This window comes from Cryobacterium sp. M91 (assembly GCF_002929615.1).
GTDB lineage: Bacteria > Actinomycetota > Actinomycetes > Actinomycetales > Microbacteriaceae > Cryobacterium > Cryobacterium levicorallinum.
Window position 1 is genome coordinate 206,461 of the sequence record NZ_PJJT01000091.1, and the last position, 14,190, is coordinate 220,650.

Here is a 14,190-nt window from a genome sequence, read left to right on the forward strand (position 1 = left end):
CACTTCCTTTAGCATGAACTGGAATTCTAGTCAGGTTGGGCCTAGAGCACGTCGCTCGAACCCGACAGCTTGAGCGCGTCGACGACCGCCTTGACCTTCTGGGCATTGGCACTCGTCGTCACCAGCAGGGCGTCGGGGGTGTCGACGACGACGATGTCCTCGACGCCGATCAGCGCGATCATGCGCCCGGTGTGGCTGACCACGATGCCGCTCGACGAGTCGGCGAGCACCCGGGCACCCTCACCCAGGATAGCGAGGTTGGCTTTGCGTCCGCCGGAGTGCAGCTTGGCGATCGAGGCGAAGTCGCCCACGTCGTCCCAGTCGAACTGGCCGGGAATGACGACGAGTTTGCCGGCGGCGGCGGCGGGTTCGGCCACCGAGTAGTCGATGGCGATCTTCTTCAGGCGTGGCCAGACCTGGTCGACGACGGCGCCGCGGGCCGGTGTGTCCCAGGCCTCGGCGAGTTGTATGAGGCCGGCGTGCAGTTCCGGCTCTGCCGCTTCGATTTCCGCGAGCAACCGGTCGGCGCGGGCAATAAAGATGCCGGCGTTCCAGAGGTAGTTGCCCTCGGCGAGGTAGCCTTCGGCGATATAGGGGCTGGGCTTCTCCACGAAGGAGTCGACGGCGAGAGCGGTCGACGCACCTTCAATATCGAGCGAGGCTGCGCTCTTGATATAGCCGAAGCCGATTGCAGCCTCGGTCGGCTGAATGCCGATGGTGACGATGTAACCGGCGTCCGCCGCGGCGACAGCCTCGGTCACAGCCGACCGGAACTGGGCATCGCCCTTGATGACGTGGTCAGCCGGAAACGACCCGATGATGACGCCGGGTTCGCGCAGCTGCAAAATCGCGGCCGCGAGGCCGATCGCAGCGGTCGAGTCGCGCGGTTCGCTCTCCAGCACAACATTCGGGTCGGCCAGTTCGGGCAGCTGCAGCTCGACGGCGGCGCGGTGGGCGCGCCCGGTGACGACCATGATGCGCTGCTCCGTGGAGAGCGGAACGAGGCGATCCCAGGTATCGCGCAGCAGGGTATGACCGGAACCGGTGAGGTCATGCAGAAATTTCGGGGCATCCGCTCGTGACAGCGGCCAGAGCCGGGAACCGATGCCGCCGGCGGGGATCACGCTGTACAGGCGATCGAGGGGCTCACTGGACGTAATCATCGCCCCAGACTATCGCTGAGGTCGCTACGACTGTTCACCCACCGGCCACCCGACGGCAACGCCCGCGGCCTACTTTCGAACCATGCGGATCGCAGTCATCAGCGAAAGTTTCCTCCCCACCATCAGCGGGGTGACCACGAGCGTCTGCAAGGTGCTCGAGCACCTCGCGGCCACCGGGCACGAGGCTATGGTGATCGCACCCTACGGCGCCCCGGCGGAATACGCGGGCTTTCCCGTGCACACCGTTTCAGCGCTCAACTACCGCCAGTTTCCGGTCGGTATCCCCAGTCCCCAGGTGCAGAAACTGCTCGCCGATTTTCGGCCGGACGTGCTGCACGCGGCCTCCCCCTTTCTGCTCGGAGCACAGGGCATCAGCGCCGCGAATCGGCTCGACATTCCCTCGGTCGCGATTTTTCAAACGGATGTCGCCGGTTACGCCCACCGCAATCACCTAGGCCCGGCCACCGCGCTCGCCTGGCGCTTCGTGAAGTGGGTGCACGAGGGCGCCACTCGAACTTTGGTGCCGTCGTCGTCGTCGATGGCCGCCCTGCTGCGGCTCGGCGTACCACGCCTGGCGATGTGGAACCGTGGCGTTGACCTCAACGGGTTCCACCCGAACGTCAAGAACGACCCGGCCGTCGCGGCGCTGCGCGAACGCATTTCGCCAACGCCCCCCATCGGCGCACGGCGCGACGTGATCGTCGGCTACGTCGGTCGGATGGCTCCGGAGAAACAGGTCGAGCGGTTGCGCGCCCTGCGCGGGCTGCCGGGCATCCGTTTGGCGCTGGTCGGTGACGGGCCGAGCGTACCGTCTATAGGTCGAGCGCTGGCCGGCATGTCCGTGACCTGGCTGGGCCGGCTCTCGGGCGCAGAGCTGGCCGTTGCCTACGCGAGCTTCGACCTGTTCGTGCATGCCGGTACCGAAGAGACCTTCGGGCAAACCATCCAGGAGGCCCACGCCGCCGGGCTGCCGGTGGTCGCGCCCTACGCCGGTGGGCCGATCGACCTGGTCGCCCACGGAGAAAACGGCTACCTGTTTCGGCCGGACGACGACCGGGACCTGAGACACTGGGTATCTCAGCTGGTCGGCGACCCGGCGCTGCGGGCGCGCATGGGGGAAGCCGGGCGCCGCGCCGTGCTCGGACGCTCCTGGCCGACGGTCTGCGCGGACCTGGTCGACTACTACGAACAAGCCATTGACGAGCGTCGTGCGGTGCGGGCCCACACGCATGTACCCCCGTCTATGCAGCGTTAGGGTAACCTAACCGGCACGATGTGGCGGCGCACTTGTAGACTAACGATATGTGCTCACAGCACATTCTCGGTCTCACTAAAGAGCCATAATTCAGCCAGGGAGGGTTGTTCATGCCACAGAAGGCAGGAACCCTAGATTCTCAGCAGAAGACGACATCACGTCGCCCCGCCGGCACCCTGTATCGGGGTAACACGGGCATGTGGTCTTGGGTCTTACACCGCATCACCGGTGTCGCGATCTTCTTCTTTCTGCTCGTCCATATTCTCGACACGGCACTCGTGCGGGTCAGCCCCGAAGCGTACAACGCGGTCATCGGGCAGTACCAGACGCCGATCATGGGTCTCGGTGAGGTCGCACTCGTCGGCGCCATCGTGTTCCACGCCTTCAACGGGCTGCGCATCATTCTGATCGACTTCTGGAACGCCAAGTACCAGCGCGTACTGTTCTACGTCGTCATCGGCCTGTGGGTCGTCACCATGCTGGCCTTCGTGCCGCGCCACCTCATCAACGTGTTCAGCCACTAGGGGGCGATCGACATGACTTCAACAATCGAAGCTCCCCGCAGCCCGTACACCCGTTCTACCAGGAAGAGCGGCGTCAACTGGGAAAAGTGGGGCTGGATCTACATGCGCGTCTCCGGCGTCGTGCTGGTCGTGCTCATCTTCGGCCACCTGTTCGTCAACCTCATGATCGGTGAGGGCGTCAGCGCCCTGAACTTCGCGTTCGTCGCCGGTAAACTGACCAACCCGTTCTGGATGGTCTGGGACATCATCATGCTGTGGCTCGCCCTAATTCACGGCGGCAACGGCATGCGCACCCTCGTCAATGACTACGCGACGTCACGGATCAGCCGCGGCATCCTGAAAGTCGCGATCCTGGTCAGTGTTGTTTCGCTGATCGTGCTGGGCACCCTCGTGGTGTTCACCTTCGATCCTTGCCCCGCCGGTGCGCCTGCCGACCTCGTGGCCTCGTTCTGTAAGTCCCTATAGGAGCTGCACACAAAAAAATGACATCCTCCACAGCACCCGCCGGCGCAAACCCGGAGTCCACCGTCGTAGACGGTGTGCACTACCACCAGCACGACATCGTCATTGTGGGAGCGGGTGGAGCTGGCATGCGCGCCGCCATCGAAGCCGGCCCCCATGCCAGCACGGCTGTCATCTCCAAGCTCTACCCGACGCGTTCGCACACCGGTGCGGCCCAGGGCGGCATGGCCGCGGCGCTGGCCAACGTCGAGGAAGACAACTGGGAATGGCACACCTTCGACACGATCAAGGGTGGCGACTACCTGGTTGACCAGGACGCCGCCGAGATCCTGGCCAAGGAAGCCATCGACGCGGTCATCGACCTCGAGAACATGGGCCTGCCGTTCAACCGCACCCCAGAGGGCAAGATCGACCAGCGGCGTTTCGGTGGCCACACCCGCGACCACGGCAAGAGCCCGGTGCGCCGGGCCTGCTACGCCGCGGACCGCACCGGCCACATGATTCTGCAGACGCTGTACCAGAACTGCGTCAAGCGCGGCATCAACTTCTTCAACGAGTACTACGTGCTGGACCTCGTCATGACCAACGTCGACGGCGTCGACCAGCCGTCGGCCGTGGTCGCCCTCGACCTGTCGAGCGGCGAGCTGCACGTGTTCCAGGGCAAGGCGTTCATTTTCGCCACCGGTGGTTTCGGAAAGATCTACAAAACCACCTCGAACGCCCACACCCTCACCGGTGACGGCGTCGGTATCGTCTGGCGCAAGGGCCTGCCGCTGGAGGACATGGAGTTCTTCCAGTTCCACCCGACCGGCCTGGCCGGGCTGGGCATCCTCCTTACCGAGGGCGCCCGCGGTGAGGGAGCAATCCTCCGCAACGCCTCCGGTGAACGCTTCATGGAACGCTACGCGCCGACCATCAAGGACCTCGCCCCGCGTGACATCGTCTCACGCTGTATGCTCAAGGAGGTCGCGGAGGGTCGCGGTGCCGGTCCGGAGAAGGACTACCTCTACCTGGATTGCACCCACCTCGGCAAGGAACTGCTCGAGACCAAGCTGCCCGACATCACCGAGTTCGCCCGCACGTACCTCGGCGTCGACCCGGTCACCGAGCCTGTCCCGGTCATGCCGACCGCGCACTACGCGATGGGCGGCATCCCGACCAATGTGAAGGCCGAAGTCTGGCGCAACAACGAGGTCGTCGTCCCCGGGCTGTACGCCGCCGGCGAATGCGCCTGCGTCTCGGTGCACGGCTCCAACCGCCTCGGCACCAACTCGCTGCTAGACATCAACGTGTTCGGCAAGCGCGCCGGTATCAATGCGGTCGAGTATGTGAAGACGGCGTCATTCGTTCCGCTGCCGACAGACCCGGCCGGGGAAGTGCGCGAACTGCTGGAAGGCATCCGTTCATCGACCGGAACCGAACGCATCGCCGTGCTGCGCAAGATTCTGCAGGAGGAGATGGACAAGAAGGCTCAGGTGTTCCGCACCGACGAGTCCCTGGCCGAGGTCACCGAGACCATCCACCTGCTGCGTCAGCGCTACAAGAACATCGGTGTGCAGGACAAGGGCCGCCGCTTCAATACCGACCTGCTCGAGGCCGTCGAACTCGGCTTTCTGCTCGACCTGGCCGAAGTTGTCGTCTATTCCGCCCGCAACCGCAAGGAAAGCCGCGGCGGCCACCAGCGTGAAGATTACCTCGTTCGCGATGACGAGAATTATCTGAAGCACACCATGGCGTACCTCAAGGGTGACGCGATGTCGGCGGACGCCGCCGACCACATCAAACTCGACTGGAAACCGGTTGTCATCACCCGTTACCAGCCGATGGAGAGGAAGTACTAGTGAGTACCGCCACGATCGACAACAAGCCCATCGTTCCCGAAGAGATCAAGTCGTTCACCGCCACGATCATCGTGCGTCGGTTCAACCCCGAGGTCGACGACGAACCGCACTGGCAGGACTTCGACGTGCAGCTCTACCCGACCGACCGGGTGCTCGACGCGCTGCATAAGATCAAGTGGGAGCAGGACGGTTCACTGACCTTCCGTCGTTCCTGCGCGCACGGGGTCTGCGGTTCGGATGCGATGCGCATCAACGGCCGCAACCGCCTGGCCTGCAAGACGCTCATGAAGGACCTCGACGTCACGAAGCCGATCTACGTGGAGGCCATCAAGGGCCTTCCGCTGGAGAAGGACCTCATCGTTGACATGGAGCCGTTCTTCGCGTCGTTCAAAGAGGTGCAGCCGTTCCTCATGAACAGCGTCACCCCGGTCAAGGGCAAGGAACGCATTCAGACCGTCGCCCAGCGCGCGCGCTTCGACGACACGACGAAATGTATTCTCTGCGCCGCCTGCACCTCGGCCTGCCCGGTGTTCTGGACCGACGGCCAGTACTTCGGCCCGGCCGCCATCGTGAACGCCCACCGCTTCATCTTCGATTCGCGGGACGATGGCGCCCAGGTGCGCCTCGACATCCTCAATGACAAAGAGGGCGTGTGGCGTTGCCGCACGACCTTCAACTGCACGGATGCCTGCCCTCGCGGCATCCAGGTGACCCAGGCTATCGCCGAGGTCAAGCAGGCCATCATGCGCGGCAAGGCTTAACTGCCTTCTTATAGGAAAGACACCCCCGTCACTTCGACGGGGGTGTCTTTGGTTAAGCTGACACTGTGAAAGAGCTTGTAGCCCGCATCCTCACCTGGCGACCCGTGCGGGTGGTGACCCACTTCAACAACGTGGGTGGCAGCATCCTCGCCGCTGGAATGTCCTATCAGGCGATCTTCGCCATTTTCGCGGCTGTCTGGGTGGGCTTTTCGATTGCGGGGCTCTTTCTGACCGCGAATCAGGGTCTGCTGAACGCGCTCTACGCGATCATCAACCAGTCGATTCCGGGACTGATCGGCACCGACGGCATTATCGACCCCGAGCTACTCGCCACCGCCGGCATTCTCACCTGGACCGGAGCAATCGCCCTGGTCGGACTGCTGCTGACCGCGCTCGGCTGGCTGTCGGCGACGGCGCAGGCGGTGCGCACCGTCTTTGACATGCCGCAGCAGACGACGTTCTTTTTGCTGGTCAAGCTGCGCGAGCTCGGCCTCGGGCTGGTCTTCGGCCTGGCCCTCGTGTTGTCGGCGATCGTCTCGCTCGCGAGCACCGCGCTGCTCGGCCTGCTCTTTGGCATCTTTCAGATACCGCAGGACTCGTTCTTCTACGAAGCCTCGGCCCGCGCCATCGGCCTGGCCGTCGTGCTCGTCATCGATACTTTCACCCTGGCGGCCCTGTTCCGGGTGTTGTCGCGGGTACGCATTCCGGTACGGCGGTTGTTCGCCGGCGCGCTGCTGGGCGGGTTGGCGCTCGGCCTACTCAAAATTCTCGGTGGTGCGCTACTCGGCGGCGCCAGCCGCAACCCGCTGCTGGCGACCTTTGCGGTAATCATCGGGCTACTGATCTGGTTCAACCTGGTGAGCACGGTCACGTTGATCGCGGCGTCGTGGATTGCGGTGGGGATGGACGATGCGGGGATTCCGCCCCACACGCTCAGCGCCGATGAGGCGGCGGAAGACCAGGCGCAGCGGATGCACGATGCCCTGAGGCTGACCGCGCAGGCCGAGCTCACCGCCGCCAGAGCGGATCTCGATGCCTCGCCCTGGTATGCCCGGTGGGGTGCCCGGCGGCGGCTCAGGGCTGCCGAAGCTGTCGTCGAAGGCTTTGCCCGGGCAGATGCGGCGGACACCCCAAACTAGACTTGACCCATGTCTGCAGCCAAACCTCTCCGCATTGCCAGCATCAACACGAACGGGGTACGAGCCGCGTACCGCAAGGGAATGGGCGACTGGCTGAATGCCCGTGACATCGACATTCTGGCCATCCAAGAGGTGCGTGCATCCACCGAAGACCTCGAGGGGCTGCTCGGTCCGGACTGGAATATTCTGCACGACGCCGCCACCGCCAAGGGCCGCGCCGGGGTTGCCCTGGCAAGCCGCGCGGGGGCATCCATTCATCGCGTTGCCCTCGGTGCTGAGGAATTCGACAGCGCCGGCCGCTGGCTCGAAGCCGACTACGAGGTCAACGGCCAGATCATCACCGTGGTGAGCACGTATGTGCACTCCGGCGAGACGGACACTCCCAAGCAGGTGGAGAAGTACAAGTTTCTGGACGCCATGATCGCTCGGCTGCCGGAGCTGAGCACGCACAGCCCGCTCGCGCTCGTGCTCGGCGATCTCAACGTCGGGCACCGCACGCTCGACATTAAGAACTGGCGCGGCAACAAGAAGCATGCCGGTTTTCTGCCGGAGGAGCGTGAGTATTTCGACCGTATTCTCGGCGCTGAAGGCGACGATTTGTACAACGCGGGCGCCGGACTCGGCTGGGTGGACGTCGGACGCAAGTGGGCCGGCGAGGTTGAGGGTCCATACACCTGGTGGTCTCAGCGCGGCCAGGCATTCGACAACGACACCGGATGGCGATTGGACTACCACCTGGCCAGCCCGGAGCTGGCGGCATCCGTGGTGTCGTATGCGGTCGACCGGGCCGCAGCGTACGACCAGCGTTGGAGCGACCACTCCCCCGTCGTTGTCGACTATGACCTTTCTGGAGCGTTGAACTCATGACCAAACCCCGCCTCTATTCGGGCATGCAGCCCTCCGCCGAGTCCCTGCAGATCGGCAACTACATTGGCGCGCTGCTGAACTGGAAGTCGCTGCAGCAGACCCACGACGCGTTCTTCAGCATCGTCGACCTGCACGCGATCACCGTCGCGCAGGAGCCTTTGAAGCTGCGGGAGAACACCCGCGGCACGGCGGCGCAATACATTGCGGCCGGGATCGACCCGTCGGCGTCGACGCTGTATGTGCAGTCGCATGTCGCGGCGCACGCGCAGCTGGCCTGGGTACTGAACACCATCACCGGGTTCGGTGAGGCCAGCCGCATGACCCAGTTCAAGGACAAGTCCGCGCGGCACGGCGCCGACGCGACGACGGTGGGCCTGTTCGCCTACCCGACACTGATGGCGGCGGATATTCTGCTCTACCAGACCACGGTGGTGCCGGTCGGAGAGGACCAGCGCCAGCACGTTGAACTCACCCGCGACCTCGCGCTGCGCTTCAACTCACGGTTCGGCGACACCTTCACGATTCCCGAGGTGGCGATCGTGAAGGAGACCGCGAAGATCTACGACCTGCAGAATCCCACGTCGAAAATGTCGAAGTCGGCCGAGTCGCACGCCGGAGTGATCTGGCTGCTCGACGAGCCCGGGGTCACCAGGAAGAAGATCATGCGGGCCGTGACGGATGCCGACGGCGGCGTGGTCTTCGACCGCGAGAACAAGCCGGGCGTGGCGAACCTGCTCACGATTTACTCCGTGTTGGCCTCCCGCACGATCGAGTCGCTGGAGAACGAGTACGCCGGGCGAGGCTACGGCGATCTGAAGAAGGGTCTCGTCGAAGTTGTACTCGGCACCTTCGACCCGATTCGCGAGCGCGTCGCCGAGCTGCTCGGCGACCCGGCCGAACTCGACCGGGTGCTGGCGTCGAACGCCGCCCGGGCTGACGCTGTAGCGAACGAAACCCTGGCCACCGTCTACGACCGCGTCGGCTTCCTCCCCCGCCGCTGATGCCCGTCCCGAGCTCTGCGCCTGCTGGCGAGAGCGCAAAAAGTGCCCGATTGGACCCGTCAAACGGGCACTTTTTGCGCTCTCGGCGACCTGGGGTGGTGCTGTTCGACCTCGACGATACCCTGTTCGAGCACCGCGGAGCTGTTGCAGCGGGAATCCTGCTGCACCTCGACCGGATCGGCGGTGCATTCGCGACCGGCGACCGCAATGCAGCAATCGTGCTCTGGGACGCGCTCGAGGAGGAGCATTACCACTCCTACCTCGCCGGCGCTCTGGACTTTGCCGGCCAGCGGCGCGCCCGGGCCCAGGACTTCGCCGCATCGTTCGACATCTCGCTGACCGACGCCGAGGCCGACGCCTGGTTTGACGAGTACTTTCTGAGCTACCGGGCCAGTTGGCGGCTGCACGACGACGCGCTCCCCTGCCTCGACGCGCTGGCGGAGGTTCTGCCCGGGGTGCGCTTTGGCCTCATCACGAACGGCGACCCGGTGTTTCAGGGCGAGAAGATTCGGCGGGTCGGGCTGACCCACCGGTTCGAGCACGTCGTCACCTCCGGTGCTCTCGGCTTCGCCAAGCCGGACGCGCGCATCTTTCAGCACGCCTGCGCGCTGTTCGACATTCCGGTGGAGGGGGCGGTGTACGTGGGCGATCGGCTTCGCACGGATGCCGTGGGCGCGGCCGCTGCGGGGCTGACGGGTGTCTGGCTGGACCGCGCCGGCGCATCCGCTGCCCCCGTTGGAATCCTCCGTATCGAATCCCTCCACGACCTTCCGCCCCTATTGGCACAGTAACGCGAGAGCGCAAAAAGAGCCCGATTGGATAGTCCAATCGGGCACTTTTTGCGCTCTCGCGAGAAGAGCTAGCGCACGTCTTCGTCTACCCAGTCGAGGGTCTTCGTTACGGCCTTCTTCCAGTTGCGCAGGAGGCGATCGGCCTCGTCCTTGTCCATGGACGGCTCCCAGCGGGAGTCCTCCTGCCAGTTGGCGCGGAGGTCGTCGAGGCCACTCCAGAAGCCGACGGCCAGGCCGGCCGCATACGCGGCGCCCAGGGCGGTGGTCTCGGCGACGACCGGGCGCACGACGGGCACGCCAATAATGTCGGCCTGGAACTGCATGAGCAGGTCGTTGGCCGTGGCACCACCGTCGACCTTGAGTTCGGTCAGCGGAACCCCGGAGTCGGCGTTGACCGCATCGAGCACCTCCCGCGTCTGGTACGCGATAGCCTCGAGCGCGGCGCGGGCGATGTGGCCCTTGTTCACGTAGCGGGTGAGACCGACCAGGGCGCCACGGGCATCCGACCGCCAGTACGGTGCGAACAGACCCGAGAAGGCCGGCACGAAGTACGCCCCGCCGTTGTCCTTGACCGTCTTGGCGAGGTCTTCGATCTCGGAGGCGTTCTTGATGATGCCGAGCTGGTCCCGCATCCACTGCACGAGCGAACCGGTCACGGCGATCGATCCCTCGAGCGCGTAATGCACGGGGGCGTCGCCGAGCTTGTAGCCCACGGTCGTGAGCAGGCCGTTCTTGGAGTGGATGATCTCGGTGCCGGTGTTGAAGATCAGAAAGTTTCCGGTGCCGTAGGTGTTCTTGGCCTCGCCCTGGTCGAACGCGGCCTGGCCGAAGGTCGCGGCCTGCTGGTCACCCAGGATGCCCGCAATCGGTACCTCGCGCAGCAGGCTGTGCCCGCTCGCGATGCCGTAGACCTCGGACGAGCTCTTGATCTCGGGCAGCATCGACTTGGGCACGTCGAAGATGGCCAGGATCTCGTCGTCCCACTGCAGGGTTTCGAGGTCCATGAACATCGTGCGGCTGGCGTTGGTGACGTCGGTCGCGTGCACGCCACCCTCGATGCCGCCGGTCAGGTTCCAGAGGACCCAGGAGTCGGTGGTACCGAACAGGAGGTCGCCGGCATCCGCTTTCGCGCGGGCGCCCTCGACGTTCTCGAGGATCCAGACGATCTTGGTGCCGGAAAAATAGGTGGCCAGCGGCAAGCCGACCTTCTGCTTGAAACGCTCGACACCGCCGTCGGCCGCGAGGCGGTCGACGATTGCCTGGGTGCGGGTGTCCTGCCAGACGATGGCGTTGTAGACGGGCACGCCGGTGTTCTTGTCCCAGACGACAGCGGTTTCGCGCTGATTGGTGATGCCGATGGCCTCGATGTCGTGCCGGGTGATGTTCGCTTTGGACAGCGCCTGGCCGATGGCCTCACGGGTGTTGTCCCAGATTTCTTTCGGGTCGTGCTCGACCCAGCCGGCCTGCGGCAGAATCTGCTCGTGCTCAAGCTGACCGGTCGAAATGATCGACCCGGCCTTGTCGAAGATGATCGCGCGGGAGCTCGTGGTTCCCTGGTCGATGGCGAGAACGTACTTGGCCATTTGTAACTCCTTTGTTGTTCCAGGTGGGATGAATCAGTTTAAAGCGGATGCTGCAGAATGCGTCGACAGGGTTAGCCCAGGATGGGCAGCAGCACACCAGAGGAGGCACCGGCGAGCACGCCGCCGATGATCGGGCCGACGACGGGTACCCAGGAATACGACCAGTCGCTTGAGCCCTTGCCCTTGATCGGCAGCAGGAAGTGCGCGATGCGGGGGCCGAGGTCACGCGCCGGGTTGATGGCGTAGCCGGTGGGCCCACCGAGCGAGGCGCCGATCGCGATCACGAGCAGGGCCACCGGCAGTGCACCGAGGGCCGCGAGCCCGCCGCCGTCGCCGTTGCGGCCGAAGCCGATGACGACGAAAACCAGCACGAAGGTGCCGATGATTTCGGTGACCAGGTTCCAACCGTAGGAGCGGATGGCCGGCCCGGTCGAGAAGACACCGAGCTTGTTGGCGGCTTCCGGCTCCTGATCGAAGTGCTGCTTGTAGGCAAGCCAGACCACGACAGCACCGAGGATCGCGCCGATCATCTGCGCGCCGATATAGGTCATGATCGACACGAAGTTGACCGGAACGCCGGAGCCGAACGTGTCGGCGCCGCTCGCGACAAGGCCGAGCGTGACGGCCGGGTTCAGGTGCGCGCCCGAGTTGTACGCGGCGATGACACCGGCGTAGACCGCGAGGCCCCAGCCGATGGTGACCATGAGAAAACCGCCGCCAAAGCCCTTGTTCTTGGCGAGCGCGACGTTGGCGACCACGCCACAGCCGAGGAGTACGAGGATGGCCGTTCCCACGACCTCTGACATAAATACGACACCGAGATTGTCCACATTGACCTTTCAGATGGGGTGCTGCCGACTGACCTAATTGTCGAGTGCGACGGTCGTGCTGTTTGTTACCTGTGTAAAAACGTATCGGCGCCCGGCCCGGCGATGGTCGCTTTGAGCTGCACGTTTGTGCAGATTGTCGGCAATCGCCGGCCAGGGCCGAACGCGTCAGGCGACGCGAATGGGAGTTTGGCTGACCGGGGCCAGCGTGACCCCGTGCACGTCGCTCAGGATGCTGCGGGCCAGCTCTATCTCTTCGGCCAGCCGCCCAGCATCCCACCCCAAAACCGGGGCGACGACACCGCTGAGCTCCTCGATCAGCGGCGTGGTGACGTATCCGACGAAGGCCATGCTGGTGCGACGCAGCAGCACGTCGATCAGGCGCACGACACTCTCGGTTGAGGCCAAAAACTCGATCTCGCGCCGGCTATAGGCGGAGTTTTGTACGAGCGGGGCATCCGCTGGAGCGGTCGGGTCGGTGAGAAAGTCGATGACCTCGCTCGCGCGGGTGCCGTACCGGGCGAGCAGGGCTGCGGCGCGGTCTGCGCCCACTTCGTCACCGTGGGCGGTGACCCAGACCTGGTGGGCGGCATCCGTTGCAGGGAAGTTACGTCCGCCGCCGATGGCCAGGCCCTCGGTGGAGACGGTGCGCGGCAGGCCGAGCAGCTTCAGGATGTCGGTACTCAGGTGCTCGGCCAGGGCGCGGAAGGTGGTCCATTTGCCGCCGACCAGGCTGAGCAGGGTGCCGTCTTCGGTACCGGCGCGGGGCAGCGGACGCGACTCGATGCGGTAGTCGCGGGAGACGAATCCGGGGGCTTCTTCGTCGTGGCGCGGGAGCGGGCGTACGCCGGCGAAGCGGAACACGATGTGCGAACGGTCGACCTTCACGGTTGGGAAAACGTGCGCGACCAGGTCGAAGAAGTAGTCGATCTCGTCTTCGGTGCAGCGAATCGGCTTGCTCATGTCGTGTTCGAGGTCGGTGGTGCCGACCAGAACGCGGCCCTTGAGCGGGTAGATCAGCACGATGCGGCCGTCTTCGTGTTCGAAGAAGATCTCGCGGCCACCGGTCGCCGCGAGCAGCTCCGGGTTGTCGAGGACGATATGGGAGCCCTTGGTGCCGCCCATGAACGTGCTCGGCTGCCCGAGAGCGGTGTTGGTCAGGTCGGTCCATGGCCCGCTCGTGTTGACGACGACATCTGCTGTGAAGGTGAACTCTTCGCCGGTGATGCTGTTGCGCAGCAGCACGCCGTTCTCACTCATGCCCGCGGCTTCGACGTAGTTGGCGGCGCGAGCATGCGGGCCAGCGTCGAGGCCGTCGCGCAGCACGTCGAGGGCGAGGCGCTCAGGGTCGTGCATCGCGGCGTCGTAGTACGTTGCCGTGTACTTGAGGCCGGGGTTCAGCAGCGGCAGAGCGGCGAGCGCCTGACCGCGACCCTTGAACTCGTGACGCGGCACCGAACCGCCGTCGCGGGAGAAGGCGTCGTAGATCATCATGCCGAGTTTGATCAGCAGGGCGCCACGCTCCACGTGCTTGGAACCCTGCTTGTGGGTGAGGAAACGCAGCGGCGCGGCCATCACTCCGGAGAAGGTGGAAAAGATGGGGATGGTGGTCTGCAGCGGCTTGACGTAGTGCGGCGCGATCTTGAGCAGGCCGTTGCGCTCGGTCACCGACTCCTTGACCAGGCGGAACTCGCCGTTTTCGAGATAGCGCACCCCGCCGTGGATCATGTGCGAGCTCGCCGACGAGGCGCCGGAGACGAAGTCGTTCTTCTCGACGATGACCACGTCAACGCCCTGCAGGGCCAGATCGCGGAAGGTTGCGATGCCATTGATGCCGGCGCCGATAATGAGCACCTGGGCGTTGGGACGATCGTTGAGTGCCGACGAAGTTTGTGAGTTTAAGAACGACATTGTTGTCACCTCTGTCTGGGGCTTGCATTGCGACAAGCCATATGAATAGATACAGTCTGACAGTC

General features: G+C 64.6%; 13 protein-coding genes. 9 read left to right on the plus strand and 4 right to left on the minus strand.

The window, feature by feature from the left end; translation table 11 throughout:
• Nucleotides 1-41: 41 nt before the first annotated feature.
• Nucleotides 42-1,163, minus strand: a complete 1,122-nt coding sequence (locus CXY80_RS18285) for a mannose-1-phosphate guanylyltransferase (RefSeq protein WP_104133315.1) — start codon at nt 1,161-1,163, stop codon at nt 42-44.
• An 82-nt stretch (nt 1,164-1,245) separates the two neighbouring features.
• Here CXY80_RS18285 and CXY80_RS18290 point away from each other — a divergent pair, with 82 nt between their 5' ends.
• The 9 genes from CXY80_RS18290 to CXY80_RS18330 all read left to right on the plus strand — a co-directional run bounded on the left by CXY80_RS18290 (nt 1,246) and on the right by CXY80_RS18330 (nt 9,804).
• A complete protein-coding gene (locus tag CXY80_RS18290) occupies nt 1,246-2,418 on the plus strand; it encodes a glycosyltransferase family 1 protein (protein ID WP_104133316.1) in 1,173 nt (390 codons plus the stop codon).
• A gap of 110 nt (nt 2,419-2,528) precedes the next feature.
• Nucleotides 2,529-2,942: a succinate dehydrogenase, cytochrome b556 subunit gene (gene sdhC, locus CXY80_RS18295; RefSeq protein WP_092448920.1), complete on the plus strand. Its 414-nt coding sequence runs from the start codon at nt 2,529-2,531 to the stop codon at nt 2,940-2,942.
• A gap of 12 nt (nt 2,943-2,954) precedes the next feature.
• The gene (locus tag CXY80_RS18300; protein WP_092448921.1) at nt 2,955-3,407 is read left to right on the plus strand and encodes a succinate dehydrogenase hydrophobic membrane anchor subunit; all 453 of its coding nucleotides are present in this window, start codon (nt 2,955-2,957) and stop codon (nt 3,405-3,407) included.
• Between the two features lie 17 nt (nt 3,408-3,424).
• Nucleotides 3,425-5,245: a succinate dehydrogenase flavoprotein subunit gene (gene sdhA / locus CXY80_RS18305; RefSeq protein WP_092448922.1), complete on the plus strand. Its 1,821-nt coding sequence runs from the start codon at nt 3,425-3,427 to the stop codon at nt 5,243-5,245.
• Nucleotides 5,245-6,006, plus strand: a complete 762-nt coding sequence (locus CXY80_RS18310; RefSeq protein WP_092448923.1) for a succinate dehydrogenase iron-sulfur subunit — start codon at nt 5,245-5,247, stop codon at nt 6,004-6,006. Before sdhA ends, CXY80_RS18310 begins: the two co-directional genes overlap by 1 nt.
• A gap of 65 nt (nt 6,007-6,071) precedes the next feature.
• The gene (locus CXY80_RS18315; protein WP_134495349.1) at nt 6,072-7,145 is read left to right on the plus strand and encodes a YihY/virulence factor BrkB family protein; all 1,074 of its coding nucleotides are present in this window, start codon (nt 6,072-6,074) and stop codon (nt 7,143-7,145) included.
• A 9-nt stretch (nt 7,146-7,154) separates the two neighbouring features.
• Nucleotides 7,155-8,012, plus strand: coding sequence for an exodeoxyribonuclease III (locus CXY80_RS18320; RefSeq protein WP_092448925.1), 858 nt, complete (start codon nt 7,155-7,157; stop codon nt 8,010-8,012).
• Nucleotides 8,009-9,013 (plus strand): tryptophan--tRNA ligase, encoded by a 1,005-nt coding sequence (trpS, locus tag CXY80_RS18325; protein WP_104133317.1) that lies wholly within the window; start codon nt 8,009-8,011, stop codon nt 9,011-9,013. Before CXY80_RS18320 ends, trpS begins: the two co-directional genes overlap by 4 nt.
• A 95-nt stretch (nt 9,014-9,108) precedes the next feature.
• Complete coding sequence (locus tag CXY80_RS18330; RefSeq protein ID WP_233195453.1) at nt 9,109-9,804, plus strand: HAD family hydrolase; 696 nt, start codon at nt 9,109-9,111, stop codon at nt 9,802-9,804.
• A 68-nt stretch (nt 9,805-9,872) separates the two neighbouring features.
• On the opposite strand, the gene glpK is transcribed toward CXY80_RS18330, so the two are convergent.
• From glpK to CXY80_RS18345, 3 genes are all read right to left on the minus strand, one after another.
• Nucleotides 9,873-11,387: a glycerol kinase GlpK gene (glpK, locus tag CXY80_RS18335; protein ID WP_104133318.1), complete on the minus strand. Its 1,515-nt coding sequence runs from the start codon at nt 11,385-11,387 to the stop codon at nt 9,873-9,875.
• Between the two features lie 71 nt (nt 11,388-11,458).
• Nucleotides 11,459-12,193 (minus strand): MIP/aquaporin family protein, encoded by a 735-nt coding sequence (locus CXY80_RS18340; RefSeq protein WP_092448983.1) that lies wholly within the window; start codon nt 12,191-12,193, stop codon nt 11,459-11,461.
• A 189-nt stretch (nt 12,194-12,382) separates the two neighbouring features.
• Nucleotides 12,383-14,125: a glycerol-3-phosphate dehydrogenase/oxidase gene (locus tag CXY80_RS18345; RefSeq protein ID WP_092448929.1), complete on the minus strand. Its 1,743-nt coding sequence runs from the start codon at nt 14,123-14,125 to the stop codon at nt 12,383-12,385.
• Between the last annotated feature and the right edge of the window lie 65 nt (nt 14,126-14,190).

What these genes read in the sequence shown, in the direction of transcription:
- CXY80_RS18320 (WP_092448925.1), top strand. Translation starts at nt 7,155, where the DNA reads ATGTCTGCAGCCAAACCTCTCCGCATTGCCAGCATCAACACGAACGGG.
- CXY80_RS18290 (WP_104133316.1), top strand. Translation starts at nt 1,246, where the DNA reads ATGCGGATCGCAGTCATCAGCGAAAGTTTCCTCCCCACCATCAGCGGG.
- glpK (WP_104133318.1), bottom strand. Translation starts at nt 11,387, where the DNA reads ATGGCCAAGTACGTTCTCGCCATCGACCAGGGAACCACGAGCTCCCGC.
- CXY80_RS18345 (WP_092448929.1), bottom strand. Translation starts at nt 14,125, where the DNA reads ATGTCGTTCTTAAACTCACAAACTTCGTCGGCACTCAACGATCGTCCC.
- CXY80_RS18285 (WP_104133315.1), bottom strand. Translation starts at nt 1,163, where the DNA reads ATGATTACGTCCAGTGAGCCCCTCGATCGCCTGTACAGCGTGATCCCC.
- trpS (WP_104133317.1), top strand. Translation starts at nt 8,009, where the DNA reads ATGACCAAACCCCGCCTCTATTCGGGCATGCAGCCCTCCGCCGAGTCC.
- CXY80_RS18340 (WP_092448983.1), bottom strand. Translation starts at nt 12,193, where the DNA reads ATGTCAGAGGTCGTGGGAACGGCCATCCTCGTACTCCTCGGCTGTGGC.
- CXY80_RS18300 (WP_092448921.1), top strand. Translation starts at nt 2,955, where the DNA reads ATGACTTCAACAATCGAAGCTCCCCGCAGCCCGTACACCCGTTCTACC.
- sdhA (WP_092448922.1), top strand. Translation starts at nt 3,425, where the DNA reads ATGACATCCTCCACAGCACCCGCCGGCGCAAACCCGGAGTCCACCGTC.
- sdhC (WP_092448920.1), top strand. Translation starts at nt 2,529, where the DNA reads ATGCCACAGAAGGCAGGAACCCTAGATTCTCAGCAGAAGACGACATCA.